The organism is Streptomyces sp. NPDC002566, from assembly GCF_042889585.1.
Taxonomy (GTDB): Bacteria; Actinomycetota; Actinomycetes; order Streptomycetales; family Streptomycetaceae; genus Streptomyces.
This window is the reverse complement of record NZ_JBIARD010000003.1, coordinates 199,872-222,948: the sequence shown is the minus strand read 5'-3', so window position 1 is coordinate 222,948 and position 23,077 is coordinate 199,872. Positions and strand designations below refer to the sequence as shown.

The following is a 23,077-nucleotide window of genomic DNA, read 5'->3' as shown; positions in this document are numbered from 1 at the left end:
GTCATGTTCGCGAAGTGACCGGATCCTCACCGTCCGCACCGAGCGCGTGTCGAGTACGTCTCAGTACCGTCACCGCGCGAGGCGTTTCGGCTCCGGACAGCGTTAACTCCTACAAGTACAACGCTTCCTGGAGGTGCGAGATGGTGAACGGGCGAACCGTGCTCGAACGCTTTCCCGCGGGCGGGCCGCGGGGATCGTGGCCGGCCGAGGAGTTCGCGCACGCGCGGCGCATGGAGGGGCTGGCCGCCGAGGTCGTCATGGACCTCGCGACGGACACGTTCCTGGTGGTCGTCCGGGGCGGCGACGTCACGGAGTGACGGCGTCCCGCACGGACGCGCCGCGGCCCCGGCCCGCCTGCCGGGCGGGCGGGTGCGCCGCGGCCGGGGGGTTCGCGAACTGCTCCGCCTGGAGCGCGTACAGCTCCGCGTAGACACCGCCGCCGGCCAGCAGCTCCTCGGGGGTTCCTGACTCCACGAGCCGGCCCTGCTCCAGCACGTGCACCAGGTCCGCGTGGCGCACCGACGCCAGCCGGTGCGTGATCAGCACGACCGTCTGGCCGCTGTCCGCCAGGGCGCGGATCTTCTCGAACACCTCCAGCTCCGCCCGCGCGTCCAGGGCCGCCGTCGGCTCGTCCACGATCAGGATGCGCCCGCGTCGGTACGCGGCCCGCGCGATGCCCAGCCGCTGCCACTGGCCCCCGGACAGCTCGTGCCCGCCGCTGAAGTGCCGGGCGAGCAGGGTGTCCAGGCCGCGCGGCAGGTCGGCGACCACGTCCTCGGCGCCCGCCTCCCCGATCGCGGCGGCCAGCCGGTCCTCGGTCAGCGGCGCGGAGGACCGGCCCACCGCGACGTTGACCCGGGCCGTGAACGGCCACCGCTTGAAGTCCTGGGCCACCATCGCGATGCGCTCGGCCAGCAGCCGCCGGTCCGCGCCGGCCGCGTCGACGCCGTCCCACAGGATCCGCCCCCGGTCCGGCTGGTACAGGCCCGCCAGCAGCTTCACCAGGGTCGTCTTGCCCGACCCGTTCTCGCCGACGAGGGCGACGATCCGGCCCAGGGGCAGGGTGAGGCTGACGTCGTCGAGGGCGGGGCGCGCCGACTCCCCCGGATAGCCGAAGGTGACGTTCTCGAAGCGGATCTCGCGGGGGTCCTCGGGCAGGGCGGCCCCGCCCCGCGGGATCGCCCGTTCGGCGGCCTCCCCGTACAGGCGTTGCAGATCGCCCACGAACAGGGCCTCCTCGTGGAGCTGGTTGATCTCCAGGACGAGCGTGTTCAGGCTGGTGGAACCGCTGCGGATGGCGATCACGGCCGTGCCCGCCACCGCCAGCGCCATCGTCCCCGTGAGCAGCAGCCCGCCGAGCGTGGCGTACGTCGCGACCGTCGCGAGGCCGGTCCAGGCCGCCGCGAACAGCCCCGTGCGGGCCGCGAGGCGGGCGAGGCGCGCCTGCTCCGCCTCCGCGGTCTCCGACATCGCGCGGAAGTGCCGCAGCAGGAAGGGACCGACGCCGTGCACACGGATCTCCGGGGCGGCCTCCGGCTCGGTGAGCAGACTCGCGATGAGATGCCCCGCACGCGCGTGCTGCACCCACGTGTGGAAGGACTCGTACCGGCGCCGGGCGTTGACCAGGGCGCTCCAGGCGCTGGGCAGCGTCATCGTGACGAGCAGCGGCAGCAGCAGCGGATGCAGCACGGTCAGCACGCCGGCCGCCGCGACCAGCGAGATCATCGCGTTCACCACACGCGTCCCGTGGCTGATCATGTAGCGGCTGGACCGGGCGCCGTACTGCGCGGTGTCCAGCAGTTTGTGGAAGGCGTGGTCCTCGATCGCGGACAGCTCCACCGCCGCCGCGCGCTCCAGGTACAGCTCGGTCGCGACCCGCTCCACCTTGGGCTCCAGGCGACCGGTGGCGTACGTCGAGGCAGCCCGCAGCACCGCCCCGACCAGGAGGACGGCGGCCATGACGGCCAGCGCGGGGACGGCGCCGCGCAGCCGGTCCTCGATCGCGCCGGCGCCCACCAGCCGGCCCAGGATCGTGTTCACCGCGAGCAGGCCCACGGCCTCGGCCACACCCCGGCCCACCTCGGCGCCCACGACGATCCCGGCGGCCCGCGGGTCGGCCTGCCGGGCCAGCCGGAGGCTGACGCCCAGGAGTGCGGGCAGCCGGCGGACCATGGCCCGGAAGTCCAGCTCCAGGAACGCCTCCTGGTGCTGGTTCCAGCCGGTGTCGTAGCGGAGCGGGCCGCCGAACAGCAGCTCCTCCGACTCGGAGACATCGCGCCCGTCCGCACCGCGCGCCTTCGGTTTCCCCGGCGGCTTCGCCTTCCGCACCGTCGACCTCCCCCGATCGTGGGCAAGTGGCCACTATCGCGGGACGGGCTGCCCGAGGGCAGGGCGCGAGGCGGGGGAGGAGTCGCGCGCGGGTGTGCGCCCGGGGCGCCGCCCGGGTGCGAGGACGCCTCGGCGCGCGCTGCACGCCGGGAATCGTCAGCCGGTCGGGGCGTCCCGGGTCACGCGGTGACGGGGCGGGACCAGGCCGGCGCGGTGCCCGTGAGGCGGCACAGCGTCAGATAGAGGGGGATCGGCGGGGTGTACGGGAGTATCCCGTCGGGCCGGTGGACGAGCGCGGGGGACCGCGGGGCGTCCCCGAGGAGCGCGCCCGTGGCGTAGTGGGCGGGCGCGGGCCACTCCAGGGCGTGGTCTGAGTCGGCCGGGACCAGCCACCACCAGTGCGTCTCGTCGGCGTACACGCAGCCCACGAGCGGCAGCCGGGGCATGACCAGCGGGCCCAGGCGGGCCGGGGCGGCGACGGCGTCGCAGCCCAGCGGAGCCGTCATGCCGTCGGGCACGGCGAGCCTGCGGGGCGTCCGCGCGGGCTCGCCCTGGGCGCGCCGGAGCCGCACGAGCGTGTCGAGGCCGATGGCGGGAGCCCCACGGCGCAGGGCGCTCACACGGGATCCCGGTCGGGGTCCCGCTCGCGGCCGAACGAACCCCCGAGGGGCAGCGCCGCCCCCGCCGCCGGCTGAAGCCGGGCGGTCGCGCCGTCCACGCCGGGAGCGCGCTCGCTCACCCCCGCCGGGACCTCCGTCTCCGGTGTGCGGCGGCGCTGCTGGGCGACGACGGGGAGGGGGCGTGGCTGCGGGGAGGGGTGCGGCCACCGGGCGCGCACGGTCTTCCAGCCGGGCGCCTCGAAACTCTGGGAGCCGTGCTGCGCCTGGCGGGCCGGGTGGCCCTGCCGGCCCGCCGGGGACTGCTCGCCGTGCTCGGCGGCGTCCTCGTCGTCCCGTGGGCCGCCCGCCTGCCCGGGCTTCGGGCGGGTGCCCCAGCCGAGGTCGTCACGCGGCGCGTCGTGGCCGGCGTCGAGATCGTCAGGGCGGGCGAAACCCGTGTCGGCGACGTCGAGGGAGAGCTCCGCGGCCGCCGCGAGCGTGGGGCAGAGCTCGCCGGAGGCGTCGTCGTCCGCGTCCTCGGGGTGGCGGGGCAGGTCGGCCCAGACGAGCAGACCCGGGGCGCAGTCCTCGACCCCCCACGCGCGACACAGGGCGTCGACGAGGAACAGTCCTCTGCCGTGCTCCTCGTGCGGGCGTTGCGGGTACGGGAGCGGTTCGCCGGGGGCGCAGCCCTCGTCGCGCACGGCGATGCGCACGAGGTCGTCGCCGTCCTGCAGCTCGCAGACGACGACGCCGCTAGCGGTGTGCACAACGGCGTTGGTGACCAGCTCGGATATGACCAGGGCGGCCGTGTCGCAGGTGTCCTCGCACACCGACCAGCCGGTGAGCCGTTCCCGCGCCAGGCGTCTGGCCCGGGCCGGAGAGCCCGGATGGGCGGCCAGCTCGAATCGGAACCGGCGCTCGGCGGCGGCCTGGTCAGGGCCTGCCCCCTCGGCGGCACCGAGACCCTGGGGGCGGCCTGCGGCGTCTGTTCCTAAAGGCGCGGACGGAATCACGCCTGCCACTATCGCCCCGCCATGAACACTTGGCAAGTGTCACTCTGAAAAATGCAGAGTGCTGTGTGACGCGGTGAGACGCCGTGGCACACTGCTCGCAACAGCACAGGGAACGGCGCCAGTCGCGATCACCGGAGATCCGTACGCACGCGTACGGAGCCTCGCATCGGTCTTCGCACGGCGCCGTAAGGCTGTCAGGAATCTCTTCCGTGACCGGCCGGTCGGGCCGCGTGGCTCAAGTGACCGTCCGGCCCGTGCTCTTCGAGGAGGTGGAGCGTGAGCGAACCGCGGTCCGCGCCGACGGTGGGGCAAGTCGTTCTGGGCCGGCGCCTGCTGGACCTGCGGGAACGCGCCGGCCTCCGACGCGAGGAAGCCGCCCGCATCCTCCGCGTCGCCCCCGCCACGGTCCGCCGCATGGAGACGGCCGAGGTCGGGCTCAAGATCCCCTACCTGCAACTGCTGCTCAAGGCGTACGGGGTGAGCGACGACGAGGCCGAGGGCTTCGTCCAGCTGGCCGAGGAGGCCAACCGGCCGGGCTGGTGGCAGCGGTTCCACGACGTGCTGCCCGGCTGGTTCTCCATGCACGTCAGCCTGGAAGGCGCGGCCTCCCTCATCCGCCAGTATGAGCCGCACTTCATCCCCGGACTGCTCCAGACCGACGACTACGCGCGCGGCGTCCTGACCTCGGGGGCCGTCGGCCAGGCCCGGCCGGAGGACATCGAGCGCCTCGTCGACCTGCGCATGCGCCGCCAGGACCTGCTCACCCGCCCGGACGCGCCCCGGCTGTGGGTCGTCATGGACGAGACCGTGCTGCGCCGCCCCGCCGGCTGCCCGGAGGTGATGCGCGCGCAGATCGGCAAACTGATCGACGCCACGAAGCTCCCGAACGTGACCCTCCAGGTCGCCCCGTTCGCGAACGGGCCGCACCCCGGCACCTACGGGCCCTTCGTGCTCTTCCGATTCGCCGTGCCGGAACTTCCGGACATGGTCTACAGCGAGTACCTGACCGGCGCCGTCTACCTGGACGCGCGCACCGAGGTGGCCACCCACCTCGAGGTCATGGACCGCATGGCGGCGCAGGCCGCCACCGCACATCGCACGAAGGAGATCCTCGAGGATCTCCGCAAGGAGCTGTGAATGGATCGCATCAAGCCGCGCGGACGGGTCTACAACGGCATGCCCGCGCGGGACTTGGGCAGCGAGGGCTGGCACAAGCCGTGGAGCGGCGGCAACGGCGGGAACTGCCTGGAGGCGATGAAGCTCGCCGACGGCCGGATCGCCGTCCGCCAGTCCACCGACCCCGACGGTCCGGCGCTGATCTACACCACCGACGAGATGACGGCCTTCATAGAGGGCGCCAAGGCGGGGAAGGCGGACTTCCTGCTGTCCTGACCCGATCTCGCCCTTTGCCTGCCCTTCGACTGTCTTTCTGATGCTGAACTTCCCTATTTTTGGTGCTTACTTGATCATCCACTGCGTCTTACGGAGTGCCTCATGACCGGGCCGGACCCCACCGCCGCCGTCGACATCGACACCAGCAAGCCCCATCCGGCGCGCATGTACGACTGGTATCTCGGCGGCAAGGACAACTACCCCGTCGACGAGGCGATGGGCCGGCAGATGCTCGCCCTCGATCCGCGCGTGCCGGTCATGGCACGCGTCAACCGCGCCTTCATGCACCGGGCCACCCGCTGGCTCGCCCACCACGGCGTACGGCAGTTCCTGGACATCGGCACGGGCATCCCGACCGAGCCGAACCTCCACCAGGTCGCCCAGGAGGCCGCACCTGACGCGCGCGTGGTCTACTGCGACAACGACCCGATCGTGCTGGCCCACGCGGCCGCCCTGCTGCGCAGCACTCCCGACGGCGTCACGGAGTACCTCCAGGCGGACGTCCGCGACCCGGCCGCCATCGTCGAGGGGGCCAGGAAGATCCTGGACTTCGACCGGCCGGTGGCCCTGTCGCTGGTCGCCCTGCTGCACTTCGTCTCCGACGAGGACGGCGCGCACGGACTGGTCGGCCGGCTCCTCGCCGAACTGCCGTCCGGCAGCTACCTGATGATGACCCACGCCACCGCCGACTTCAGCCCCGAGGAGTCCGCGGCGGCCACGGCGAAGCTCAAGGCGGCCGGCGTCACCCTGGCGCTGCGCTCCCGCGAGGAGTTCGCCCGCTTCTTCGACGGCCTCGACCTGGTCGAGCCCGGCGTCGCCGTGGTGCCCGACTGGCACCCCGAACTCGGCGAGCCCGTGCCCGGCCAGGACGACGGGGTCATCCCGGGGTACGGGGCGGTGGGCCGCAAACCCTGACGGCGGGACAGCACGCCTACGGCGGCGGCAGGACGGCGCACAGGGCGTCCAGTGCCGCCCCGTAGGCGTGCTCGGGGGGTGTCGCGTAGCCGACGACCAGTCCGTCCGGAGCCGCCGGGTCCGCGTCGTGCGCCGAGCCCGCCGGCGGGTGCCGGAACTCCGCGAGCCCGTCCAGTGCGACGCCCTGCCAGGCGGCGGCCTTCAGCGTGGAGCGCTCGGTGCCCGGGGGCAGCCGCAGCACCGCGTGCAGCCCGGCGGCGACCCCCGTCACCTCGACGTGCGGCGCGTGTTCCGCCAGCGCCTCGACCAGCCGGTCCCGGCGCCGGCGGTACCGCTGCCGCATCCGCCGCACATGACGGTCGTACGCCCCGGAGGCGATGAAGTCGGCCAAGCTCAGCTGGTCCAGGACGCTCGCCCAGGCCTCCCGCTCCCCCTTGGCCGCGAGGACGCCGTCCACGTACCGCTCCGGCAGCACCATCCAGCCCAGCCGCAGCGCCGGGGACAGGCTCTTGCTGACCGAGCCGATGTGGACGACCCGTTCGGGATCGAGACCCTGCACGGCGCCGACCGGCTTGCGGTCGTAGCGGAACTCGCCGTCGTAGTCGTCCTCCAGCACCACCGCGTCCCGCGCGCGTGCCCAGTCGACGACGGCGGCGCGCCGGGTCGCGTGGAGCGGGCCGCCGGTCGGGAACTGGTGCGCCGGGGTGAGCAGGACGCCCCGCTCGCGCCCCAGCAGTCCGACGCGCGCCCCGTCCTCGTCGAGGGGCAGCGGGACCGTCCGTACGCCCGCCGCCCTCAGCAACCGCCGGTGGAAGCCGAGCCCGTACGCCTCCACCGCCAGCGGGCCGCGCAGCACCGCGCCCCCCGGCTCGCCGCTGCCCCCGCCCTTCGCGACCGCCGGCTCGAACAGCAGCCGCAGGGCGTGCGCGAAGCCGGAGCAGATCACGATGCGACCCGGATCGGCGCGCACGCCACGCGCGCGTGCCAGATACTCGGCCAGTGCCTCCCGCAACTCCCGGCGGCCGGCCGGGTCACCCGGCCCGAACACCTCGCTGGCCGCTCCCTGCACAGCCCGCCGGTAGGACGCCAGCCAGGCCGCGCGCGGGAACGACGACGCGTCCGGACTGCCCTGCCGCAGATCGTGCCGCGGCCCACGCGCACGGGGCGGCGTCTTCCGGGGCGCCCGCGCCGCGGCCCGCGCCGGCTCCACGCGGTCGGCGACCCGGGTGCCGGAGCCCTGGCGAGCCGTCAGCCAGCCCTCCGCCACCAACTCCGCGTAGGCGTCGGCCACCGTGTTGCGGGCGACGCCGAGGTCGGCGGCGAGCGACCGGTACGGCGGCAGCCGGGTGCCCGGCGCGAGCCGGCCGCCGCGCACGGCCTCCCGCAGCGCCCCGGTCAGCGCGGCCCGCCGCCCGCCCGGAGCGGACAGCTCCAGGTGCAGGTCGACGCCGATGCGCTCCCAGTGATTGACCCACGATTCCCCCATGGAAATGCACCCTACAAGTGGTCTTTGCGGTCCGTAGGTTGAGGGACATGACGAACACGACGACGCACACGACCGGCACGACGACCACCGCGACCGCGACGGCGGCGCACACGGACGGCGCCCCCGTCACCCCCGGCATCGCCGCCGCCGAGGCCGCGCGCACCCGCCTCGACTTCGGGAAGTCCGCCCGCAAGGCCTTCCGCGCCCTCGTCGGTTTCGACGCGGCGGCCCGCGAGGGCGTCGACCCGGCCCTCGTCGAACTCATCCAGATCCGCGCCTCCCACCTCAACCACTGCGCGTACTGCCTGCACATGCACACCAACGACGCCCGCAAGGCAGGCGAGAGCGAGGACCGGCTGCACATGGTCCCCGTCTGGCGCGAGGCCCGGCACTTCTTCACCGAGCGGGAGCAGGCCGCGCTGGCGCTGACGGAGGCGATCACGCGCGTGGCCGACGGCGGCGTCCCCGACGACGTCTACGCCGAGGCCGCGGCCCGCTTCGACGACGAGGAACTCGCCCAGGTGATCGCCGTGATCTGCACGATCAACACCTGGAACCGGGTCGCCCTGGCGACGGGCAAGGTGGCGGGCACCGACGAACGCCCCTGACTGCCTCCCTCGGGGGCGTGCGCGGGCGCACGCCGTCGCCCGGCCGTTCAGACGCTCATCGGCCGGTCGTACGGCCCGATCGGCGCCGGCAGGCGTGTACTGCCCGTCAGATGGCGGTCGACGGCCGCGGCCACCGCCCGGCCCTCCGCGATCGCCCAGACGATCAGCGACTGCCCGCGCGCCGCGTCGCCGGCCGCGAACACCCCGGGCACGTTTGTCGCGAAACCGGCGTCCCGTGTGATCGTGCCGCGCGGCTCCAGGGCCAGCCCCAGCTGCTCGACGAGCCCGTCCTCCCGGTCGGGCCCGGAGAAGCCCAGGGCGAGCAGCACGAGGTCGACGGGGAGCGTCCGCTCGCTGCCCCGCACCGGCCTGCGGCGCGCGTCGACCTCCACCAGGTGCAGCGAGCGGACGTGCCCGCTCTCGTCGCCGCTGAAGCGGAGCGTGGACGCGGCGAACAGGCGCGCGTCCGCGTCCGCCGCCGGAGCGGTCCGAAGATCGCGCGCCTCCTCGTGCGCCGCCGAGAGCCGGTAGATCTTCGGATACGTGGGCCAGGGATCGGTGTCCTCGTCGCGCTCCTCGCCCGGCTGGGCGTAGATGTCCAGCTGGGTCACCGACGCGGCGCCCTCCCGCACGGCCGTCCCCAGGCAGTCCGCCCCGGTGTCACCGCCGCCCACGATCACCACGTGCCGTCCGGCGGCCGACATCGGGGACGCCTCCAGATCGCCCTCGCGCACCCGGTTGGCCAGCGGCAGATACTCCATGGCCTGGTGGATGCCGGTCAACTCCCGCCCGGGCACGTGCAGTTCGCGCCAGGCGGTGGCCCCGGTGGCGATCACCACCGCGTCGTAGCGGGACCGCAGATCGTCGGCCATGACATCGCGCCCGACCTGCGTCGACGTACGGAACTTGGTCCCCTCGGCGCTCATCTGCCCGATGCGCCGCTCCAGATGGTGCTTCTCCATCTTGAACTCGGGGATGCCGTACCGCATCAGCCCGCCGAGCCGGTCGTCCTTCTCGTACACCGCGACCGTGTGCCCGGCCCGGGTGAGCTGCTGGGCCGCGGCCAGCCCGGTGGGACCCGAGCCGATCACCGCCACCGTCCGCCCGGACAGCCGGTCCGGGGGCCGCGGCGGCGTGAACCCCTCGGCCCATGCCCGGTCGGCGATGGCCGCCTCGACGTTCTTGATGGTCACCGCGGGCTGGTTGATGGCGAGCACACACCCCGCCTCGCAGGGCGCCGGGCACAACCGGCCGGTGAACTCGGGGAAGTTGTTGGTCGCGTGCAGCCGGTCGCTCGCCGCGAGCCAGTCCTCGCGCGACACCAGGTCGTTCCACTCGGGGATCAGGTTCCCGAGCGGACAGGCGTCGTGGCAGAAGGGGACCCCGCAGTCCATGCAGCGGTCGGCCTGCTCACTGATGATGGGGAGCAGCGCTCCGGGGACGTACACCTCGTCCCAGTCCCGGACCCGCTCCTCGACGGGCCGGCGGGGCCAGTCCTTGCGGGGCGTGGTCATGAATCCCTTGGGATCGGCCATGGCCGTGTTCCTTGCGTACGCGTGCGGCGAGCCGTGCGCCTCCAGGCGGCGCCGCGTCGTCGGGCGGCGCTCTTGCGGCCACGATACGTCGTGGCCCTGGTGAGCGCAGGACCCTGACAGCGCTTTCTCACCCAGCGGGAAACAGCGCCGGCTCTCAGGTGAGCGCCAGCACGTACGCGAGGGCGGCGCCGGCCGAGGCGACCGTGCGGACGTGGTTCCACACCGTCCATTCCCGCACGTACGCCGGCCAGTACGCGACCGCCTCCGCGGTGCCCGGCTCCAGCCCGGCCAGGGTCTCGTTGCGGGGCACGTTCGCCACCACGGTCACCCCGAACGAGCCGAACAGATACAGCGCGCTGCCCACCAGCAGCAGCACGGCCCCGTCGTCCGGCCACAGCACGAACGTCACCACCGCGATCATGGCGCACAGCACCGCCGTACCGAGGAAGACGACCATGAACGCCGGTGTCGTAGCGGCCGCGTTGACCGCGTTCATCGCGGCGACCCCCTGCGCGGGAGGCAGCGCGGCCAGCCCCCTCATCACGAAGGTGGAGAAAGCGCAGAACACGCCCGCCATCAGCCCGGCCCCCAGCACCCCGAGCACCGTCAGCACGAAGTACGGCTCATCGATCATGTCGACCCCACCTCCACGTCCTGGCTGCCCGATACCCCGCACGCCCCGTCCGTCACACTGAACCCGCGCGCTGCGCGACCGCGTACGCCTGCGTCCGGCGCGCGAGGAGACCCGGGTCCGCGCGCGATCAGGACCCGGGGGAGCCGAACCGTCCCTCCCAGCCCCAGGCCCGCAGCACCCCCACCACCTCCGGCGCGATCCGCAGCCGCGCCTCCCGCCGGGGCACGCCGTCCATCAGCAGCCGGTCGTACGGCGTGTCCAGATGCCGTACGGAGGCCACGACCGCCGACACCACCGCGCCCTCGGCCAGCGCCCGCCCGGCCGCGGTGCGCCCGACCCGCCCGCTGCCCCGCACCGAGGCGTGCGCGGCGACGCTCCACGCCCGCTCGGCCGGACAGCGGGGGAACAGCCGCAGCACCTCCGCCGCGAACGCCTCCACGAACCGCTCGTCCCGCGCCGCCCGCAGCCGCGCGTCGCGCACCCGGCGCCGCCGCCGTGCCTCGGCGTCCGCCAGGCACCGCACCTCGGCCCGCGCCAGCCCCGCCTCCTCGACGAGGACGCCCTGCCGCTCGTAGCGCCCCCTGCGCCGGTTGAACCGGACGACGACAGCCGAGAGCGTGCTCTCCTCCCACGACCTGCGCGTCAGCGCCGTGTCACCGCGCGGCAGGAACACCAGGTGCCCCAGATCGGCGCAGCCGAGGCAGCGCGGCGCGCCGTCCTCCAGGACGAGCATCGGCAGCGGCCCGCGCCGGCAGCCCGCGCAGTGGCGGCGGCGCAGCGGCTGGAAGACGAGGAGCCCGCCGCCGCGGGGCGGGCGAGGTGCGAGAGCCGGCATACCGGCTTCTTTCCCTGCGGCGAGGCCGGCTGCGCACCGACCGGTGCTCGGCCCGGCCGTGCACCGAGAGTTGGGGGCAGGCGATCCGAGATCCGGGTCAGGGGCCGAGTCCCGTCTCCAGCCCCGGCCGTCGGCTGCGACGCCCGCCTGACGCATCATGGCCGTGTGCGACTCGAAGCGATCACTTGGGAACGGCTCGGCGACCACCTCGCCGACCGGCTGCTCGACCTGGAGCCGGGCGACGGCAGCCCCTGGCCGCGCGTCGCCTTCGACGGCGCCCCGGCGGCCCGCCCAGGAGACCTCGCCGAGCGGGTCGCCGAAGCCCTGCGCGTACGCGGCCGGCCCTCCCGGGTCGTCGACACGCACGGCTTCCTGCGCCCCGCCTCCCTCCGCCTGGAGTACGGCCACCAGGACGTGGAGGCCTACTACGACGGCTGGTTCGACACCGGCGCGCTGTGGCGCGAGGTGTTCGGCCCGCTCGAAGCCGGCGGGGACGGCCGGATCCTGCCCGACCTCCGTGACCCCGTCTCCGACCGCGCCACCCGCAGCGACTACGTCCGACTCCCGCCCGGCGGCGTCCTGTTGCTGCACGGGCCCCTGCTCCTGCGGCACTGGTTCCCCTTCGACCTGACCGTCCACCTCCTCCTCTCCCCGGGCGCCCTGCGCCGCCGCACCCCCGAGGCCGACCACTGGACGCTCCCCGCCTTCGAGCGCTACGAGCAGGAGACGGATCCGGCCGCCACGGCCGACGTTCTGGTGCGGACGGACGATCCACGCCATCCCGCGTGGAACGGGTGAGGCAGTCCGGCCGCCCGCTCTCGGCCGCCCCCACGGAGCGAAGGTGCGCCCCTCCACCCGGCCGGTGAGAATCGAAGGACGCCGCGAAACGACACCCCAGGGCGCCGGGAGCGGCGCGATCCGCGTCGCGTCGGCCGCCCGCACCGGGAGGCACACCATGACCACCGCCGGACAGATCATGCACCGGGGCGCCCAGTGGATCCCCGCCCACGAGACCCTCGACCGCGCCGCCCAGTTGATGCGCGAGCTGAACGTCGGCGCCCTGCCCATCAGCGACGAGAACGAGCGGCTCTGCGGCATCCTCACCGACCGGGACATCGTCGTGGGCTGCGTGGCCATGGGCCACGACCCCGCCAAGGTCACCGCCGGGCAGATGGCCCACGGCACCCCGCGCTGGATCGACGCCGACGCCGAAGTCGACGAGGTGCTCCGGGAGATGCGGGACCACCAGATCCGCAGGCTGCCCGTCATCGCGGACAAGCGCCTCGTGGGCATGATCAGCGAGGCCGACCTCGCCCAGCACCTCACCGACGACCAGATGGCGTCCTGGGCCGAGAGCGTCTACGCCAGGACCGGCACGGGCCCTGAATGACCTGCCGTGCACACGGCGTCGGACCTCGGTGACCCGCCGTCGGCTCACCGCCGGCCGGACCCCCGGGCCTGGGCGACCCGGCCGCGTCGACCCCTGCGGACGGCCCGGTCGGCTGCGATGATCGCCGCATGACGCGAACCGACGGGTATCTCCTCGACAACCGACGTGACGAGGCGGGGGAACGCTTCGAGGCCTTCGCCACGCTCTTCGACCCCACGACGTTCCGGCACCTCGAAGGGCTCGGCGTCGGACCGGGCTGGCGCTGCTGGGAGGTCGGCGCGGGCGGCGTGTCCGTGGTGTCCTGGCTGGCCAAGAAGGTCGGCCCGACCGGCAAGGTCGTCGCCACCGACATCGACGTCTCCCGGCTGACGCCCGCCGCCCGTCCGCCGGTGGAGGCGCGCGTGCACGACGTCGGCGCCGAGGAGCCGCCGGGCGAGGGCTTCGACCTGGTGCACGCCCGGCTCGTGCTCGTCCATGTGCCCGAGCGGGAGCGGGCGTTGCGCTCGATGGTCAAGGCGCTGCGTCCCGGCGGACGGCTCCTCCTGGAGGACGCCGACCCCGCCCTGCAGCCTCTGGTGTCCCCCGACGAGCACGGCCCCGAGCAGCAGCTCGCCAACCGGCTGCGGGACGGGTTCCGCTCGCTGCTTCAGCGCAGGGGCGCCGACCTGTCCTACGGCCGCAAGCTGCCCCGCCTCCTGCGTGAGGCCGGGCTGCGACAGGTCGAGGCCGACGCCTACTTCCCGCTCACCTCGCCCGCCTGCGCGGCTCTGGAGTCGGCGACGGTCCGGCAGATCCGCGCCGACCTCGTCTCCGCAGGCATCGCCACCGACCAGGAGGTCGACCGCCACCTCGCCAACGTCGCCGCCGGCGGTATGGACCTGGCCACGGCGCCGATGATCTCCGCGTGGGGGCGGAAGGGGTAGCCCGCCCGGGCCGGGAGACGGCCGGTGAGCCGGCGGGCCGAGGGCGCTTCAGCCGGTGACCGCCCTGCCCGCCCCCGGTACCGCCCGCGCCGCCCTCGGTGTCGCGTTGTGGCCGCCGGGTGCGGGCGGTCTGCCGCCCACGCGTTCCACCGCGTGAGCGCCCGCCTCGCAACCCTCGGCAGCCGCGTCGCCGGGGGCGGCCCCGGCCAGCAGCGCGGCGAGGAACGCGCCCGTGAAGGCGTCGCCGGCGCCCGTGGTGTCGCATGGGGTGGCCGGGACGGCGGGAACGCGGGCGATCACGGCGCCGCCCCGGGCCACCACCGCGCCGTCCGCGCCGTGCTTCGCCACCACCAGCGGGAACTGACGGCTCAGCGCGGCCGTCGCCTGCGCCCCGTCGGACAGGCCCGTCAGCAGACAGGCTTCGCCATGGCTCGGCAGCAGCACGTCCACCCCCTGCACGAGCGTCAGGAACCGCTCCACGCCGAGCTTCACCAGGAACCCCGCCGACGCCGGGTCCAGGCTCACCGGCACGCCACGCGCGTGTGCCGACGCCAGCGCCGTGCGCACCACCGCCCGCCCGGACGCGGAGAACAGCAGGTATCCCGACAGATGCAGCCGGCCGACCCCGTCCAGCAGCGCGTCCGACCAGTCGTCCGGCTCCAGCCGCAGGGACGCGCCGCTGTCGGTGAGGAAGGTCCGCTCGCCCGCCGCCCCCGTGTCGACGAGGCAGATCACCGTCCCCGTCGTCGCCTCGGGATCGACGACGAGCCGGGGCCGCACCCCGCAGGCGATCAGCTCCCGCTCGTGCCAGGCCGCCCCGTCCGCCCCCACCCGGCCGAGCAGCCGTACGTCCGGGCACCCCCGGTGCGCCGCCCAGCACGCCACGTTGGCGCCCGCCCCGCCCGGCAGGGTCCGGATCACGGAGGCCGTGTCGGTGCCCGAGGCCAGCGGCCCGCGGTGCCGTGCGACGACGTCCGTCACGACGTCCCCGACGACCAGCAGCGCCCCGCCCTCACGGCGTCCGCCCCGGCCGGTGGCGTCGGGTGCCGCCCCGCCGGGCCCCACGCTCACACCCCGGCCCACGCCGACGCGATCCGCCCGGCCAGCCGCACGTTCCCGCGCACCGCCGCCAGGTTGGCGTTCAGGGACGCGCCGTCGGTGTGCCGGACCAGGTAGTCGAGCAGGAACGGGGTGACGCCCTGACCGGTGACGCCCTCCGCCTCGCACGCGTGCAGCGCGTCTGCCAGCACGCGCGCGTGCAGACCGGGATCGAGCTGCTCCGCCTCGGGCACGGGGTTCGCCACGACCAGCGCCGACTCGGGGCCGCCGAGCTCGTCCTGTGCGCGCATCACGTCCGCCACCTGCGCAGGGCTCTCCAGCCTCCAGTCCACGGGATGACCCGAGTCGGACAGGTAGAAGCCGGGGAAGCGGTCCGTGCCGTACCCGGCCACGGCGACTCCCAGCGTCTCCAGGCGCTGCAGGGTCGCCGGCACGTCCAGGATCGACTTCACGCCCGCGCACACGACCGTGATCCGTGTGCGCGCCAGCAGACCGAGGTCGGCCGACTCGTCCTGGGTCGCCGTCCACTCCCGGTGCACGCCGCCGAGCCCGCCCGTGGCGAACACCCGGACGCCCGCCAGGGCGGCCAGCAGGGCCGTCGCGGAAACGGTGGTCGCCCCGCTCGCCCCGGAGGCGACCGCGAGCGGCAGGTCGCGGTGGCCCAGCTTGCGGATGCCGTCCTCGTTGGCGACCCGCTCCAACTGATCCTTGTCCAGGCCGACATGGGGGCGCCCGTCCAGCACGGCGATCGTCGCCGGCACGGCGCCCTCCGCGCGCACCACCGCCTCCAGCTCCCGCGCCACGTGCAGGTTGCGTGGGCGCGGCAGCCCATGGGCGATGATCGTGGACTCCAGGGCCACCACGGGGCGACGCGCGTCGACCGCCTCCCGCACCTCTTCCGACACCACCAGCACCACGAGCCGGCCTCCCGCCGATCGGTCCTGCCTCGTCCAGCCTCGTCTCTGGATCTCTGGCGGGCGGGGAGCCCGGTCAAACCCCTGTGCCCTGCCAGCGACGCCACCGGCCTGCCACGTATGACCGACGGTGCCGCACCGGAACGCATGACCGGCGGCACCGGCCGGGGCCGCATTCGACCGGCTCGACCGGCCCGGGCGCATGAGCGACGGAGCCAGCCCGCGACGCAATGTTGGCGGCAGCCGCCGGGGATGCAGATTCCCGGTGCGATCGGCCCGGGCGCATGACGGACAGCAGCGGCCCGGAACGCATGACCGGCGGCACCCGCATAGGACGCATCCGACCGGCGAGATCAGCCCGGGCGCATGACGGACTGCGCCGGCCCGCGACCTGCGACCGGCCCCGGCGCATACCGACGCCACCGGCTGAGGCGTATGACCGGCCACCCGAGGCCCGGCGCTACGCCCGCCGGACCGTGCCCCGTGTGAACAGCGCCAGCGCGGCCAGTGGGAGGAGCAGGCACGCTGCCGCGAGGTTCAGCCAGCCGTAGCTCGCCCGGGCGACCACCAGGCCGGCGACCGCTCCGCCGATGCCCGCCGAGGCGTTCATGACGAGGTCGGACAAGCCCTGTGCGGCGGCCCGCGCTGGCTGCGGCACGGCGTCGGTGAGCAGCGCCGACCCGGAGACCAGCCCGGCCGACCAGCCCAGGCCGAGCACGAAGAGCCCCGCGGCGGTCTGCCCGTGGCTGCCGCCCGCCGTGCCGGACAGGAACAGCGCGCAGGCCAGCAGCCCGGCCGCCAGCCCCGTGACGGACAGCCGTCCCACCCGGTCAGCCAGCCGCCCCATCAGCGGGGAGAACGCGTACATGCCCGCGATGTGCACGCTGATGACCAGCCCGATCAGATCGATGCCGGCACCGTGGTGGGCGAGGGCGACCGGGGTCATCGACATGACCGACACCATCGCTGTGTGGGACACGGCGACCGTCACCAGCGCGAGCCGCGCGAGGGGCGAGGCGGCCACCGCGGACAGCCCCGCGCGCAGGGAACGGGCCTCGGCCGACCGCTCCTCCTCGGGCGCGAGCGCGCGTGCCGTCAGCAGGGGGTCCGGGCGCAGCAGGACACCGATCACCACCGCCGAGACCAGGAAGATCCCGGCCGCCCACAGGAACGGTCCCGCCGCCGCGGGTATCCCCAGGGCGGAGACGCTGCGGCCGGCGGGCGCGGCGATGTTCGGGCCCAGGACCGCGCCGACGGTGGTCGCCCACACGACGAGCGAGATGGCCCCGGCCCTCCGGTCCGGCTCCGCCAGGTCGGCGGCCGCGTACCGGGCCTGGAGGTTCGCCGCCGACGCCGCGCCGAAGGCGGCCATCCCGCACAGCAGCAGCGGGAAGCTCCCGATCCGGGCCGCCAGCACGACGAGACCGCCGCCCAGCGCGCCCACGAGATAGGCAAGCACCAACCCGGGCCTGCGGCCCCGCGCGGTCATCAGCGCGGCCAGCGGCACCGACAGCACGGCCGTGCCGGCGACGGTCGAGGTGGCCGCGAGCCCGGACAGCGCGTCGGTGCCGCTGACCTCCTGGGCGAGCACGGCGGACAGCGCGATGCCGGTGGCGACGCCCAGCCCGCCGAGGATCTGACCGGCGACCAGCACCGCGGTCGTGCGGCGCCGCAGCGCGGGCAGCAGCTCCGCGCTGACGGCCGGGACGGTCCCCTCCACAGCGGTCACGAGGTCCACCCGGCCCGGTGGAGGCGGTCGCTGGACGGGGCCGGCCCTTGGCCGGGCGGATACGCGTGCGTGTCATCAATGGTCACTGGCGCAGTGTCCCCCTTGCCTTCCTTCCCGCCCATCCCGCGGCCTCAGAACAGCGGCTCGGGCAGCACCCCCTCCAGCGCGAGCAGCTTGCGCTTGGCCTCCAGTCCGCCCCCGAACCCGCCGATCCCGCCGTCGCTCTCCACGACCCGGTGACAGGGCACCACCACGGGAAGGGGGTTGGCGCCCATCGCCAGCCCCACCGCCTGCGCGGCCCCCGGCTGCCCCACCCGTCTCGCCAGCTCGCCGTATCCCACCACCGCTCCGTACGGCACGCCGGCGGCCAGCTCGCGCAGCACCTGGCGGTGGAAGCCGGAGATCAACGACCAGTCCAGCGGCAGCTCGAAGTCCTTGCGCGCACCCGCGAAGTAGGCCTCCACCTGAGATGCCGCCTCCGCCAGCAGGGGGGAGGCGGGTGCCTCGACGGGCTCCGCGCCCAGCCGGTCCGCGAGACGGCCGAGCGCCCGGTCCCGCACCGCGTCGGCGGCATGGAAGACGACGTTGACCAGCCCCTCGTCGGTCGCGGCCAGCAGCAGCGGACCGATGCCGGTGCCGACGACGGTCCACACGACGCGCTGCTCGTTCTGCTCCTGGCTGTCCATGCGCCCACCGTACGACCCGCCACTGACAACGCACCCTGGACGGGAACAGTGCAAGGACCCCTCAGGGAGAGGCCAGCGCCTGCCGCACCACGTCGGGCTTGTCGGTGATGAGGCCGTCCACGCCGTAGCCGGCCACACTGCGGGCGAGGGCGGCGTCGTCGACGGTCCAGACGAAGATCCTCAACGGCCTGCCGTGCGGCCCGGCCGTCGCGTGCACGGCGGCGACGTACTCCGGCGAGAGGGAGACGTGCGAGGGGTTGACCAGGTCGGCGAAGCGGGCGCAGTCCGGCAGATCGGCCACGGCCGGTCTGCCGAGCAGCCCGGTCGTCACCGCGGGGTCGAGGTCGTGGACGGCACGGAGGCTGTCCGCGCTGAAGCTCTGCACGATCAGCCGGCCGCGCAGGTGCCGCCGGTCGAGCCATCCCTCGTCGCCGAGCACCTTGAGGGTCTGCTGCTCGATCCCCGGATACAGCTCCGGGTTCTTGATCTCCAGGAGCAGCTTCTGGTGGTGGCGCTCCACACGGCGGACGTACTGCGTCAGAGTCGGCACGCGCGTGCCCGCGTACGAGGGCGCGAACCAGCTGCCCGCGTCGAGCCGCGCGATCTCGGCCGCCGTGAAGTCCTTCACCTTCCAGGGGGAGCGCCCGGGAAACACCTCCTCGACGTCGGTGGTCCGGCTCAGGCTCTCGTCGTGGACGACGACGAGCTCACCGTCCTTGGTGCGCTGCACGTCGTTCTCCACCCACGCCACGCCCAGCCCGGCCGCCGCGTCCACGGCGGCGAGGGTGTTCTCCGGGGCCCGGGCGGACGCCCCCCGGTGGGCGATCAGGGCGGGCCGGACGCCGGCGGCCGCGGGGGCGTCGACGACGGGGAGCAGGAGGGCGACGGCGCCCAGGAGCGCGGTGGCCGGGGCGACTGCGCGCGCGTGCATTGCGGACTCCTCGCATCAAGATGTCACGTTCAGCACCACTGTGGCAGCGGAGAGTCATCGGCGGCGCCGGTTCAGGATGCCCACAGAAGGGAAGACGGCGTCCTGGCCCGCTCACCAGGGCCGCACAAGTGGGGCAAGGACGTGATTCTTTGCCGGAAAATCGTTCGACCATTGCGGTGGGGGTCATACTTTCTGCGTCATCCCCGGCCGCTGGCGCGGATCTGGGAAGGGGCGCGCTTCAGGAAGTCCAGCAACAGGGCGGAAGGGCAACCGCGCATGCACGGCACGGTCGACGGATTCAGCTACGGACTCGTCACACCGCTGGTGGCCTACCTCATGGCCTGCCTCGGCGGTGCGCTCGGCCTGCGCTGCACGACCAGAGCCCTGCTCGTGACCCAGTCCTGGCGCCCCGGGTGGCTCGCCCTGGGCGCGGCGGCGATCGGCTCCGGCATCTGGACCATGCACTTCATCGCCATGATGGGCTTCTCGGTGGCGGGCGCCCCCATCCACTACGACAAGCCGATGACCTACGCCAGCCTGGGCGTCGCGATCATCATGGTGGGCGTCGGGATCTTCATCGTCGGCTACCGGGGCGCGACCGGGACCGCGCTGTTCACCGGCGGCACCATCACCGGACTGGGCATCGCCTCCATGCACTACCTGGGCATGGCGGGGATGCGCTTCAACGGCCGGTTCGAGTACAACACGCTGACCGTGGCGCTCTCCGTCGCCATAGCCATGGCCGCCGCCACCGCCGCCCTGTGGGCCGCCGGACAGGTCAGGGGCTTCCTGTGGAGCGTCGGCGCGAGCCTCGTCATGGGACTGGCCGTGACAGGCATGCACTACACCGGCATGGCCGCGCTCAGCGTCCACCTGCACACCGCCGGCGCACCCACCCAGGGCGACTCACCGGCCGGCCTGCTCGCGCCGATGCTGATCGGCCCCCTCGCCTTCCTCTGCCTCGCGGGCGTCGTCGTGATGTTCGACCCGCTGATGGTCATGGGCAGGCCCGACCGGGCGCCGGAGCGGACCGGGCGCGGCGCCCCCACCCGCCCCGCGCACCCGGTGCACACCGCCCAGCAGCCCCCGCAGCGCCCCCGCCGCAAGGTGGCCGCCCACGAGTCCAGGACCCCGCAGAACCGCTGATCGGACCCCGTTGTCAGTGCCGGGTCGTACGGTTGATGGCATGCGGCCCGTTTCCCACATCGAACGCACGGTGGCGCCTTTCGAGGTCATCAGTCCCTACCAGCCCAGCGGCGACCAGCCCGCTGCCATCGCCGAGCTCGCCAAGCGCGTCGAGTCCGGCGAGAAGGACGTCGTCCTGCTCGGCGCGACCGGCACCGGCAAGTCCGCCACCACCGCGTGGATGATCGAGAAGCTCCAGCGCCCCACGCTCGTCATGGCGCCGAACAAGACGCTGGCCGCCCAGCTGGCGAACGAGTTCCGCGAGCTGCTGCCGAACAACGCCGTCGAATACTTCGTCTCGTACTACGACTACTACCAGCCCGAGGCGTACGTCCCGCAGTCGGACACCTACATCGAGAAGGACTCCTCGATCAACGAGGAGGTCGAGCGGCTGCGGCACTCCGCGACCAACTCGCTGCTCACCCGCCGCGACGTCGTCGTGGTCGCCTCGGTCTCCTGCATCTACGGCCTGGGCACGCCGCAGGAGTATGTGGACCGCATGGTCCGGCTGAAGGTCGGCGAGGAGATCGACCGGGACGAGCTGCTGCGCCGCTTCGTGGACATCCAGTACACGCGCAACGACCTGGCGTTCACCCGCGGCACCTTCCGGGTGCGCGGCGACACCATCGAGATCTTCCCGGTCTACGAGGAACTCGCCGTGCGCATCGAGATGTTCGGCGACGAGATCGAGGCGCTGTCCACGCTGCACCCGCTCACCGGCGAGATCATCAGCGACGACGACCAGCTGTACGTCTTCCCCGCCTCCCACTACGTCGCCGGCCCCGAGCGCCTGGAGCGGGCCGTCAACGACATCGAGAAGGAACTCGTCGAGCGCCTCGCCGAACTGGAGAAGCAGGGCAAGCTCCTGGAGGCCCAGCGCCTGCGCATGCGCACCACCTACGACATCGAGATGCTCCGCCAGATCGGCAGCTGCTCCGGCGTGGAGAACTACTCGATGCACTTCGACGGCCGCTCGCCCGGCTCCCCGCCCAACACCCTGCTCGACTACTTCCCGGAGGACTTCCTCCTCGTCATCGACGAGTCCCATGTCACCGTGCCGCAGATCGGCGCCATGTACGAGGGCGACGCCTCCCGCAAGCGCACCCTCGTCGACCACGGCTTCCGGCTGCCCTCCGCGCTCGACAACCGCCCGCTGAAATGGGAGGAGTTCCAGGAGCGCATCGGACAGACCGTCTACCTCTCGGCGACGCCCGGCAAGTACGAGCTCTCCCGCGGGGACGGCGTCGTCGAGCAGATCATCCGCCCCACCGGCCTCGTCGACCCGGAGGTCGTCGTCAAGCCCACCGAGGGCCAGATCGACGACCTGGTGCACGAGATCCGCACGCGCGTGGAGAAGGACGAACGCGTCCTGGTCACCACGCTCACCAAGAAGATGGCCGAGGACCTCACCGACTACTTCCTCGAACTCGGCATCCAGGTCCGCTATCTGCACAGCGACGTCGACACGCTGCGCCGGATCGAGCTGCTGCGCGAGCTGCGGGCCGGCGAGTTCGACGTCCTCGTCGGCATCAACCTGCTGCGCGAGGGCCTCGACCTGCCCGAGGTGTCCCTGGTGGCGATCCTCGACGCCGACAAGGAGGGCTTCCTGCGCTCCGGCACCTCCCTGATCCAGACCATCGGCCGCGCCGCGCGCAACGTCTCCGGTCAGGTGCACATGTACGCCGACAAGATCACCCCGGGCATGGAGCGGGCGATCGAGGAGACCAACCGCCGCCGGGAGAAGCAGATCGCCTACAACAAGGCGAACGGCATCGACCCGCAGCCGCTCCGCAAGAAGATCAACGACATCGTGGCGCAGATCGCCCGCGAGGAGGTCGACACCGAGCAGCTGCTCGGCACGGGCTACCGCGCGAAGAAGGACGGCCGGGGCGCCAAGGCGCCGGTGCCCGCCCTCGGCGACAAGGCCTCGAAGGCGGCGAAGCCCGCCCGGTCCGCGAAGGGGAAGGCCAAGGAGACGGTCCCGACCGACCGCCCCGCGGCCGAACTCGCCGAGCAGATCGAGGAGATGACCGAGCGGATGCGGGCCGCCGCCGCGGACCTCCACTTCGAGGTCGCGGCCCGACTGCGCGACGAGGTCGCCGAGATGAAGAAGGAACTGCGCCAGATGAAGGAGGCCGGCCTGGCCTGAGCGGCCGAAGAGGCCGAAGAGGTCTGAGCGGCCGCACCGCGGCACGCGCTGTGTTGCAAGAACGACACAAAGTCCGGGCGTGGGTACGGCACTGTCAGTGCCCTTGCGTAGGGTTTTCGTCAACCGCGGGGTCCGCGGCAACAGGGGACAGCCGAGAGGGGAATCAGCGCGTGACCGTCAACATGACCAAGGGTCAGGCCATCAGTCTTCAGAAGAACGACGGGGGCAGCCTGACCGCGGTGCGCATGGGTCTCGGATGGCAGGCCGCCCCTCGGCGCGGCCTGTTCGGCTCCCGCACCCGGGAGATCGACCTCGATGCCTCCGCCGTCCTCTTCGCGGACAAGCAGCCGGTCGACGTCGTCTTCTTCCGCCACCTGGTGAGCGACGACGGCTCCGTCCGGCACACCGGCGACAACCTCGTCGGCGGCGTCGGCCAGGGCGGCGACGACGAGGCGATCCTCGTCGACCTCTCCCGCGTGCCGGTCCACATCGACCAGATCGTCTTCACGGTGAACTCCTTCACCGGCCAGACGTTCCAGGAGGTGCAGAACGCGTTCTGCCGTCTGGTCGACGAGACCAACGGCCAGGAGCTGGCCCGCTACACGCTCGCGGGCGGCGGCGCCTACACGGCCCAGATCATGGCGAAGGTGCACCGGGCGGGCTCGGGCTGGAACATGACGGCCCTCGGCACGCCGGCCAACGGCCGTACCTTCCAGGACCTGATGCCCGCGATCCTCCCGGCGCTGTAGGGCAACGGGCCGAG

General features: G+C 73.5%; 23 protein-coding genes. 11 read left to right on the top strand and 12 right to left on the bottom strand.

From position 1 onward, the window contains the following. Window positions 1–140 precede the first annotated feature (140 nt). Window positions 141–317, top strand: a complete 177-nt coding sequence (locus tag ACFYXA_RS13795) for a hypothetical protein (RefSeq protein ID WP_165430301.1) — start codon at window positions 141–143, stop codon at window positions 315–317. On the opposite strand, the gene ACFYXA_RS13790 is transcribed toward ACFYXA_RS13795, so the two are convergent. From ACFYXA_RS13790 to ACFYXA_RS13780, 3 genes are all read right to left on the bottom strand, one after another. Next, a complete protein-coding gene (locus ACFYXA_RS13790) occupies window positions 307–2,328 on the bottom strand; it encodes an ABC transporter ATP-binding protein (RefSeq protein ID WP_351099030.1) in 2,022 nt (673 codons plus the stop codon). The two genes, ACFYXA_RS13795 and ACFYXA_RS13790, sit on opposite strands and share 11 nt — an antisense overlap. Before the next feature lie 179 nt (window positions 2,329–2,507). Beyond that, window positions 2,508–2,948, bottom strand: a complete 441-nt coding sequence (locus ACFYXA_RS13785) for a hypothetical protein (RefSeq protein WP_352246216.1) — start codon at window positions 2,946–2,948, stop codon at window positions 2,508–2,510. Next, window positions 2,945–3,943: an ATP-binding protein gene (locus ACFYXA_RS13780; protein WP_389032146.1), complete on the bottom strand. Its 999-nt coding sequence runs from the start codon at window positions 3,941–3,943 to the stop codon at window positions 2,945–2,947. Before ACFYXA_RS13780 ends, ACFYXA_RS13785 begins: the two co-directional genes overlap by 4 nt. 276 nt (window positions 3,944–4,219) lie before the next feature. Between ACFYXA_RS13780 and ACFYXA_RS13775 the strand changes: the two genes are divergently transcribed. The 3 genes from ACFYXA_RS13775 to ACFYXA_RS13765 all read left to right on the top strand — a co-directional run bounded on the left by ACFYXA_RS13775 (window position 4,220) and on the right by ACFYXA_RS13765 (window position 6,250). Then, window positions 4,220–5,080 carry a helix-turn-helix transcriptional regulator gene (locus ACFYXA_RS13775; RefSeq protein WP_389032143.1) on the top strand — a complete coding sequence of 287 codons (861 nt, stop codon included), beginning with the start codon at window positions 4,220–4,222 and terminating at the stop codon, window positions 5,078–5,080. Further along, window positions 5,081–5,335 (top strand): DUF397 domain-containing protein, encoded by a 255-nt coding sequence (locus tag ACFYXA_RS13770; protein ID WP_352246214.1) that lies wholly within the window; start codon window positions 5,081–5,083, stop codon window positions 5,333–5,335. 102 nt (window positions 5,336–5,437) lie between these two features. Continuing rightward, window positions 5,438–6,250: an SAM-dependent methyltransferase gene (locus ACFYXA_RS13765; protein WP_389032140.1), complete on the top strand. Its 813-nt coding sequence runs from the start codon at window positions 5,438–5,440 to the stop codon at window positions 6,248–6,250. A gap of 16 nt (window positions 6,251–6,266) precedes the next feature. Here the strand turns inward: ACFYXA_RS13765 and ACFYXA_RS13760 are convergent, their stop codons facing one another. Next, entirely contained in the window at window positions 6,267–7,736 is a 1,470-nt protein-coding gene (locus ACFYXA_RS13760; RefSeq protein ID WP_389032137.1) for a PLP-dependent aminotransferase family protein, read from the bottom strand. A 47-nt stretch (window positions 7,737–7,783) separates the two neighbouring features. Between ACFYXA_RS13760 and ACFYXA_RS13755 the strand changes: the two genes are divergently transcribed. Continuing rightward, window positions 7,784–8,344: a carboxymuconolactone decarboxylase family protein gene (locus ACFYXA_RS13755; RefSeq protein WP_352252768.1), complete on the top strand. Its 561-nt coding sequence runs from the start codon at window positions 7,784–7,786 to the stop codon at window positions 8,342–8,344. Window positions 8,345–8,391: 47 nt separating this feature from the next. Here the strand turns inward: ACFYXA_RS13755 and ACFYXA_RS13750 are convergent, their stop codons facing one another. From ACFYXA_RS13750 to ACFYXA_RS13740, 3 genes are all read right to left on the bottom strand, one after another. After that, window positions 8,392–9,879, bottom strand: a complete 1,488-nt coding sequence (locus tag ACFYXA_RS13750) for a glutamate synthase subunit beta (RefSeq protein ID WP_389032133.1) — start codon at window positions 9,877–9,879, stop codon at window positions 8,392–8,394. A gap of 154 nt (window positions 9,880–10,033) precedes the next feature. Beyond that, complete coding sequence (locus ACFYXA_RS13745; RefSeq protein ID WP_130437326.1) at window positions 10,034–10,513, bottom strand: DUF1772 domain-containing protein; 480 nt, start codon at window positions 10,511–10,513, stop codon at window positions 10,034–10,036. A gap of 127 nt (window positions 10,514–10,640) precedes the next feature. Further along, complete coding sequence (locus tag ACFYXA_RS13740; protein ID WP_389032130.1) at window positions 10,641–11,348, bottom strand: DUF2293 domain-containing protein; 708 nt, start codon at window positions 11,346–11,348, stop codon at window positions 10,641–10,643. 165 nt (window positions 11,349–11,513) lie between these two features. Between ACFYXA_RS13740 and ACFYXA_RS13735 the strand changes: the two genes are divergently transcribed. The 3 genes from ACFYXA_RS13735 to ACFYXA_RS13725 all read left to right on the top strand — a co-directional run bounded on the left by ACFYXA_RS13735 (window position 11,514) and on the right by ACFYXA_RS13725 (window position 13,661). Beyond that, a complete protein-coding gene (locus tag ACFYXA_RS13735) occupies window positions 11,514–12,146 on the top strand; it encodes a uridine kinase (RefSeq protein ID WP_351334566.1) in 633 nt (210 codons plus the stop codon). Window positions 12,147–12,303: 157 nt separating this feature from the next. Beyond that, window positions 12,304–12,738: a CBS domain-containing protein gene (locus ACFYXA_RS13730; protein ID WP_351099046.1), complete on the top strand. Its 435-nt coding sequence runs from the start codon at window positions 12,304–12,306 to the stop codon at window positions 12,736–12,738. A 128-nt stretch (window positions 12,739–12,866) separates the two neighbouring features. Further along, window positions 12,867–13,661, top strand: coding sequence for a methyltransferase (locus ACFYXA_RS13725; protein ID WP_352252759.1), 795 nt, complete (start codon window positions 12,867–12,869; stop codon window positions 13,659–13,661). Between the two features lie 48 nt (window positions 13,662–13,709). On the opposite strand, the gene ACFYXA_RS13720 is transcribed toward ACFYXA_RS13725, so the two are convergent. The 5 genes from ACFYXA_RS13720 to ACFYXA_RS13700 form a co-directional block, all read right to left on the bottom strand. Next, the gene (locus ACFYXA_RS13720) at window positions 13,710–14,726 is read right to left on the bottom strand and encodes a carbohydrate kinase family protein (RefSeq protein ID WP_389033376.1); all 1,017 of its coding nucleotides are present in this window, start codon (window positions 14,724–14,726) and stop codon (window positions 13,710–13,712) included. A 2-nt stretch (window positions 14,727–14,728) separates the two neighbouring features. Further along, window positions 14,729–15,637 carry a pseudouridine-5'-phosphate glycosidase gene (locus ACFYXA_RS13715; RefSeq protein WP_389032125.1) on the bottom strand — a complete coding sequence of 303 codons (909 nt, stop codon included), beginning with the start codon at window positions 15,635–15,637 and terminating at the stop codon, window positions 14,729–14,731. 457 nt (window positions 15,638–16,094) lie between these two features. Further along, window positions 16,095–17,363, bottom strand: coding sequence for an MFS transporter (locus tag ACFYXA_RS13710; protein ID WP_389032122.1), 1,269 nt, complete (start codon window positions 17,361–17,363; stop codon window positions 16,095–16,097). A 131-nt stretch (window positions 17,364–17,494) separates the two neighbouring features. After that, window positions 17,495–18,049 carry a methylated-DNA--[protein]-cysteine S-methyltransferase gene (locus tag ACFYXA_RS13705; RefSeq protein ID WP_351334578.1) on the bottom strand — a complete coding sequence of 185 codons (555 nt, stop codon included), beginning with the start codon at window positions 18,047–18,049 and terminating at the stop codon, window positions 17,495–17,497. A gap of 61 nt (window positions 18,050–18,110) precedes the next feature. Beyond that, on the bottom strand, window positions 18,111–18,980 hold the full coding sequence (locus ACFYXA_RS13700) for a glycerophosphodiester phosphodiesterase (RefSeq protein ID WP_389032118.1): 870 nt from the start codon (window positions 18,978–18,980) through the stop codon (window positions 18,111–18,113). Window positions 18,981–19,256: 276 nt separating this feature from the next. Here ACFYXA_RS13700 and ACFYXA_RS13695 point away from each other — a divergent pair, with 276 nt between their 5' ends. The 3 genes from ACFYXA_RS13695 to ACFYXA_RS13685 all read left to right on the top strand — a co-directional run bounded on the left by ACFYXA_RS13695 (window position 19,257) and on the right by ACFYXA_RS13685 (window position 23,063). Then, complete coding sequence (locus tag ACFYXA_RS13695; protein WP_389032115.1) at window positions 19,257–20,126, top strand: MHYT domain-containing protein; 870 nt, start codon at window positions 19,257–19,259, stop codon at window positions 20,124–20,126. 40 nt (window positions 20,127–20,166) lie between these two features. Continuing rightward, window positions 20,167–22,314 (top strand): excinuclease ABC subunit UvrB, encoded by a 2,148-nt coding sequence (gene uvrB / locus ACFYXA_RS13690; protein ID WP_352252743.1) that lies wholly within the window; start codon window positions 20,167–20,169, stop codon window positions 22,312–22,314. Between the two features lie 170 nt (window positions 22,315–22,484). Further along, entirely contained in the window at window positions 22,485–23,063 is a 579-nt protein-coding gene (locus ACFYXA_RS13685; RefSeq protein WP_351099059.1) for a TerD family protein, read from the top strand. Window positions 23,064–23,077: the final 14 nt, after the last annotated feature.

Bases quoted from the DNA above. Each gene is read 5' to 3' on its own strand.
- ACFYXA_RS13730 (WP_351099046.1), top strand. From the start codon at position 12,304: ATGACCACCGCCGGACAGATCATGCACCGGGGCGCCCAGTGGATCCCC.
- ACFYXA_RS13770 (WP_352246214.1), top strand. From the start codon at position 5,081: ATGGATCGCATCAAGCCGCGCGGACGGGTCTACAACGGCATGCCCGCG.
- ACFYXA_RS13755 (WP_352252768.1), top strand. From the start codon at position 7,784: ATGACGAACACGACGACGCACACGACCGGCACGACGACCACCGCGACC.
- uvrB (WP_352252743.1), top strand. From the start codon at position 20,167: ATGCGGCCCGTTTCCCACATCGAACGCACGGTGGCGCCTTTCGAGGTC.
- ACFYXA_RS13795 (WP_165430301.1), top strand. From the start codon at position 141: ATGGTGAACGGGCGAACCGTGCTCGAACGCTTTCCCGCGGGCGGGCCG.
- ACFYXA_RS13705 (WP_351334578.1), bottom strand. From the start codon at position 18,049: ATGGACAGCCAGGAGCAGAACGAGCAGCGCGTCGTGTGGACCGTCGTC.
- ACFYXA_RS13760 (WP_389032137.1), bottom strand. From the start codon at position 7,736: ATGGGGGAATCGTGGGTCAATCACTGGGAGCGCATCGGCGTCGACCTG.
- ACFYXA_RS13725 (WP_352252759.1), top strand. From the start codon at position 12,867: ATGACGCGAACCGACGGGTATCTCCTCGACAACCGACGTGACGAGGCG.
- ACFYXA_RS13740 (WP_389032130.1), bottom strand. From the start codon at position 11,348: ATGCCGGCTCTCGCACCTCGCCCGCCCCGCGGCGGCGGGCTCCTCGTC.
- ACFYXA_RS13745 (WP_130437326.1), bottom strand. From the start codon at position 10,513: ATGATCGATGAGCCGTACTTCGTGCTGACGGTGCTCGGGGTGCTGGGG.
- ACFYXA_RS13700 (WP_389032118.1), bottom strand. From the start codon at position 18,980: ATGCACGCGCGCGCAGTCGCCCCGGCCACCGCGCTCCTGGGCGCCGTC.
- ACFYXA_RS13695 (WP_389032115.1), top strand. From the start codon at position 19,257: ATGCACGGCACGGTCGACGGATTCAGCTACGGACTCGTCACACCGCTG.
- ACFYXA_RS13750 (WP_389032133.1), bottom strand. From the start codon at position 9,879: ATGGCCGATCCCAAGGGATTCATGACCACGCCCCGCAAGGACTGGCCC.
- ACFYXA_RS13765 (WP_389032140.1), top strand. From the start codon at position 5,438: ATGACCGGGCCGGACCCCACCGCCGCCGTCGACATCGACACCAGCAAG.